The following is a 5,727-nucleotide window of genomic DNA, read 5'->3' as shown; positions in this document are numbered from 1 at the left end:
GCTAACACAGCCCGCAGGAAAAAGGAAAAAAAGTTTTGCAGAGTGCTTGAAGATGTAAAAGTTCTTCTTACCTTTGCAACCCGCTCTGAAACGAAGGGTTTTAAAAGCAAAAACAGCACGAATACTTGAAGGTTAAACGAACCGGAAAAGAGAAAAAAAAGATTGAGTGTTTTGCTTGCGGATTGGAAAAGTATTTCCGACCTTTGCACACCGAAAAACAACAAGTGGTTGTCACGGTAAAAGCAAACCACCCGCCTTCTGAAAGAGGGGGCGCTAGCGGAAGAGGAAGTCTTCCGGAAAGTTCTTTGAGAGATTGTTGAGACAGAAAAAAGAATAGTAAGATAGGTACATCCGCGCGGGCAGGTCTTCGGACCTCCACCGCGTCAATTCGAGTGATTCACATCACAGAGTAGTAAGGAAAAGGCCACGGGTCGAACAGACACATTTGCCTTCGGGCATGAAAAGTAACACTACAATGGAGAGTTTGATCCTGGCTCAGGATGAACGCTAGCGGCAGGCCTAATACATGCAAGTCGAACGGACCTTGATCTTTCGGGATCTTGGTTAGTGGCGCACGGGTGCGTAACGCGTATGCAACCTACCTTCCACTGGGGGATAGCCCACCGAAAGGTGGATTAATACCGCATAAGACCACACTCCGGCATCGGAGAGTGCTCAAAGCTGAGGCGGTGGAAGATGGGCATGCGTGCCATTAGCTAGTTGGCGGGGTAAAGGCCCACCAAGGCGACGATGGCTAGGGGTTCTGAGAGGATGGTCCCCCACACTGGTACTGAGACACGGACCAGACTCCTACGGGAGGCAGCAGTAGGGAATATTGGGCAATGGCCGAGAGGCTGACCCAGCCATGCCGCGTGCAGGAAGAAGGCCTTCTGGGTTGTAAACTGCTTTTATCGGGGAAGAAAACGCTCCTGCGGGAGTAACTGACGGTACCCGATGAATAAGCACCGGCTAACTCCGTGCCAGCAGCCGCGGTAATACGGAGGGTGCAAGCGTTGTCCGGATTTATTGGGTTTAAAGGGTGCGTAGGCGGCCCGTTAAGTCAGCGGTGAAATCCCAGGGCTCAACCCTGGAACTGCCGTTGATACTGGCGGGCTTGAGTTCGGTCGAGGCGGGCGGAACTGGTGGTGTAGCGGTGAAATGCATAGATACCACCAAGAACCCCGATTGCGAAGGCAGCTCGCTGGGCCGAAACTGACGCTGAGGCACGAAAGCGTGGGGAGCGAACAGGATTAGATACCCTGGTAGTCCACGCCGTAAACGATGATTACTCGATGTTTGCGATACACGGCAAGCGTCCAAGCGAAAGCGTTAAGTAATCCACCTGGGGAGTACGCCCGCAAGGGTGAAACTCAAAGGAATTGACGGGGGCCCGCACAAGCGGTGGAGCATGTGGTTTAATTCGATGATACGCGAGGAACCTTACCTAGGCTAGAATGCGCGTGACCGCCCCAGAGATGGGGCTTCCCTTCGGGGCACAAAGCAAGGTGCTGCATGGCTGTCGTCAGCTCGTGCCGTGAGGTGTTGGGTTAAGTCCCGCAACGAGCGCAACCCCTACCTTTAGTTGCCAGCATGTTATGATGGGGACTCTAAAGGGACTGCCTCCGCAAGGAGTGAGGAAGGCGGGGACGACGTCAAGTCATCATGGCCCTTACGCCTAGGGCTACACACGTGCTACAATGGCCGGTACAGAGGGTCGCCACCTGGCAACAGGGAGCCAATCTCAAAAAGCCGGTCTCAGTTCGGATCGGAGTCTGCAACTCGACTCCGTGAAGCCGGAATCGCTAGTAATCGCGCATCAGCAACGGCGCGGTGAATACGTTCCCGGGCCTTGTACACACCGCCCGTCAAGCCATGGAAGTCAGGGAGACCTGAAGCCGGTGACCATCAAAGGAGCCGTCTAGGGTAAAACTGGTAACTGGGGCTAAGTCGTAACAAGGTAGCCGTACCGGAAGGTGCGGCTGGATCACCTCCTTTCTAGGGTCGGCCCGTCGGCCTTTTCCCCAAGCAGACGCATCTGGTGGACGTCCTGCGCGGATCCGTGCTTATCGCCTTTTCTTTTACGCTGTCTCAGCATTCCTTCTCAAAACTTACCAATACTGAAAGCAAGGTGCGGCATCAACGGCGTTCCCAAGTGCTCACAGGCCACGGGGGCTTGTAGCTCAGGTGGTTAGAGCGCTACACTGATAATGTAGAGGTCCGTGGTTCGAGTCCACGCAGGCCCACCACTTATACCTTCGGGGGTGACCCTGAAAAGAAGGGGGATTAGCTCAGCTGGCTAGAGCGCCTGCTTTGCACGCAGGAGGTCAACGGTTCGACTCCGTTATTCTCCACCAACGCTTACAACAACACCACAGTAGGAACGACAGGTTCTTACTGCTAACTTAAAGGAATACGTTCAGAACGCTTCAGCCAGCAATGGCCTGGGCAGTGCTAAACGCTTCGCTTTAGGAGAAGTTCTTTGACATGATGGGAGAGAGAAAAACAAAGACATTATAAGGTAAGACTGCCTGGAAGTAATTCTAGTGCAGCCCAAGAAGCGGGCCGGCGGTCGCAAGACCACCGGCGAGAACGCAGAGAAGGGCGCATGGGGGATGCCTAGGCTCTCAGAGGCGAAGAAGGACGCGACAAGCTGCGAAAAGCTGCGGGGATGGGCACATACCAGTTGATCCGCAGGTATCCGAATGGGGCAACCCACTTGGTTGAAGACCAAGTATCCGAAAGGAGGCGAACCCGGGGAACTGAAACATCTAAGTACCCGGAGGAAGAGAAAATAACAATGATTCCGCAAGTAGTGGCGAGCGAACGCGGAAGAGCCCAAACCACTCCTGTTACGGCAGGGGTGGGGTTGTAGGACCACGTGGTGGGACCAAAAATTGAAGCGCAAGTGCCTGGGAAGGCACGCCGGAGAAGGTGAGAGCCCTGTGCGCGTAAGCTTTTTGGCCCTAGTGGTATCCTGAGTAGGGCGGGACCGGAGAAATCCCGCCTGAATCCAGCGGCACCATCCGCTAAGGCTAAATACTCCTGAGAGACCGATAGTGAACCAGTACCGTGAGGGAAAGGTGAAAAGTACCCTGAATAAGGGGGTGAAATAGATCCTGAAACCATGCGCCTACAAGCGGTCGGAGCCCATTCGTTGGGTGACGGCGTGCCTTTTGCATAATGAGCCTACGAGTTACTCCTCTCTGGCAAGGTTAAGTCTTTTAAGGGACGGAGCCGCAGCGAAAGCGAGTCTGAACAGGGCGCACAGTCAGAGGGGGTAGACGCGAAACTTTGTGATCTACCCATGGGCAGGATGAAGTTTGGGTAAAACCAAATGGAGGTCCGAACCAGTTTCCGTTGAAAAGGATTTGGATGACCTGTGGGTAGGGGTGAAAGGCCAATCAAACTGAGAAATAGCTCGTACTCCCCGAAATGCCTTTAGGGGCAGCGTCGTGGTGGAGTCATGTGGAGGTAGAGCTACCGATAGGACTAGGGGGAGTCAAATCCTACCGAATCCTGACGAACTCCGAATGCCACTTGATATACACGGCAGTGAGGCGCAGGGTGCTAAGGTCCTGCGCCGAGAGGGAAAGAACCCAGACCGCCAGCTAAGGTCCCAAAGTCCACGCTAAGTTGAACAAAGGGGGTCCAGTTGCTCAGACAGCCAGGAGGTTGGCTTGGAAGCAGCCATTCCTTTAAAGAGTGCGTAACAGCTCACTGGTCGAGCGACAGGGCATCGATAATAATCGGGCATCAAGCATGGCACCGAAGCTGCGGATTGTAATTTATTACACTGGTAGGGGAGCATTCCAAGGGCGGAGAAGGCGTCCCGGCAAGGGGCGTTGGAGCGCTTGGAAAAGCAAATGTAGGCATAAGTAACGATAATGCGGGCGAGAAACCCGCACACCGAAAGACCCAGGTTTCCTGATCAACGCTAATCGGATCAGGGTTAGTCGGGACCTAAGGCCGAGGCGAAAGCGCAGGTCGATGGACAACTGGTTAATATTCCAGTACCGGCTATGCATAGCGATGCGGTGACGGAGAAGTGAAAGGACCGCGCACTGACGGAATAGTGCGTTGAAGGCCGTAGGTAGTGGCCCGGTAGTGAAGTACGCCGGGCTAGCTGAAAGCTGATAGTACCCCAAGGCCTCGGCCGCGGGGATAGCGTCCCTAAGCAGGCTCCCTAGAAAACCCGCTAAGCGTTTAAATGCATGGCAGCCCGTACCGCAAACCGACACAGGTGGTCGAGGAGAGAATCCTAAGGTGCTCGAGTGAATCACGGCCAAGGAACTCGGCAAAATGGCCCTGTAACTTCGGGAGAAGGGGCGCTTCCTTGCAGCAATGCAAGAAGCCGCAGTGAAAAGGCCCAGGCGACTGTTTAACAAAAACACATGGCTTTGCTAAATCGAGAGATGACGTATAAGGCCTGACACCTGCCCGGTGCCGGAAGGTTAAGAGGGGGGGTTAGCCGCAAGGCGAAGCTCTGAATCGAAGCCCCGGTAAACGGCGGCCGTAACTATAACGGTCCTAAGGTAGCGAAATTCCTTGTCGGGTAAGTTCCGACCTGCACGAATGGTGTAACGATCTGGGCGCTGTCTCAGCCGTGAGCTCGGTGAAATTGTAGTCTCGGTGAAGATGCCGAGTACCCGCAACGGGACGGAAAGACCCCATGAACCTTTACTATAGCTTAGCATTGACGCTGGGTAACTCATGTGTAGGATAGGCCGGAGAATGCGAAGCGGCGTCGCCAGGCGTCGCGGATTCTTCCTTGAAATACGGCCCTTGAGTTGCCTGGCGCCTAACTCGTCACAGACGAGGACCGTGCTTGGTGGGTAGTTTGACTGGGGTGGTCGCCTCCAAAATAATAACGGAGGCTTTCAAAGGTTCCCTCAGTACGCTTGGTAACCGTACGCAGAGCGCAATAGCAGAAGGGGGCTTGACTGTGAGGCCTACAAGCCGAGCAGGGCCGAAAGGCGGATATAGTGATCCGGTGGTTCCGCATGGAAGGGCCATCGCTCAAAGGATAAAAGGTACTCTGGGGATAACAGGCTGATCTCCCCCAAGAGCTCATATCGACGGGGAGGTTTGGCACCTCGATGTCGGCTCGTCACGTCCTGGGGCTGGAGAAGGTCCCAAGGGTTCGGCTGTTCGCCGATTAAAGTGGCACGCGAGCTGGGTTCAGAACGTCGTGAGACAGTTCGGTCCCTATCTGTTGTGGGCGTCGGAGATTTGAGGGGTTCTGTCCTTAGTACGAGAGGACCGGGATGGACGAGCCTCTGGTGGACCTGTTGTGGCGCCAGCCGCAGCGCAGGGTAGCTACGCTCGGACGGGATAAGCGCTGAAAGCATCTAAGTGCGAAACCCGCCCCAAGATGAGATCTCCCTTAAGGGCCGTCAGAGACGATGACGTTGATAGGTGGCAGGTGTAAAGGCAGAAATGTCAAAGCCGAGCCATACTAATTGCCCGAGCGCGTTCTCAACGTGCATAGCACATCCGGCCAACGCCGGCCCGCCCCTTGGCCCTATAAGGCTTGCGTCTTTTTCTCTCCCAACTAGTCAAAACACGAACTTTTACATAGCCATCACGCCCGCATAGAAACCGGGTAAAGACAATGGCGGCTATGGCGCCGGTGAGCACCTCTTCCCATCCCGAACAGAGAAGTTAAGCCCGGCTGCGCCGATGGTACTGGGGTCACACCCGGGAGAGTAGGTGGCCGCCAACCCCAAC

2 tRNA genes and 3 rRNA genes are annotated in these 5,727 nt (G+C 54.9%); all 5 read left to right on the top strand.

Annotation, left to right across the window (positions count from 1 at the left end):
* Positions 1–472 precede the first annotated feature (472 nt).
* The 5 genes from L1278_RS19440 (at position 473) to rrf (ending at position 5,722) form a co-directional block, all read left to right on the top strand.
* Positions 473–1,995 (top strand): 16S ribosomal RNA (locus L1278_RS19440).
* 174 nt (positions 1,996–2,169) lie between these two features.
* A tRNA-Ile gene (locus L1278_RS19435) sits at positions 2,170–2,246 on the top strand.
* 31 nt (positions 2,247–2,277) lie between these two features.
* Positions 2,278–2,354: transfer RNA gene (locus tag L1278_RS19430), tRNA-Ala, on the top strand.
* Between the two features lie 231 nt (positions 2,355–2,585).
* Positions 2,586–5,479: ribosomal RNA gene (locus L1278_RS19425) — 23S ribosomal RNA — on the top strand.
* Positions 5,480–5,610: 131 nt separating this feature from the next.
* Positions 5,611–5,722, top strand: a 5S ribosomal RNA gene (gene rrf, locus L1278_RS19420).
* The 16S, 23S and 5S rRNA genes sit together here with 2 tRNA genes alongside, the layout of an rRNA operon.
* Positions 5,723–5,727 lie beyond the last annotated feature (5 nt).

This window comes from Pontibacter sp. HSC-36F09, from assembly GCF_024171605.1.
Classification (GTDB): domain Bacteria; phylum Bacteroidota; class Bacteroidia; order Cytophagales; family Hymenobacteraceae; genus Pontibacter.
The sequence above is the reverse complement of the archived record's forward strand: the minus strand, read 5'-3'. Positions and strand labels throughout refer to the sequence as shown.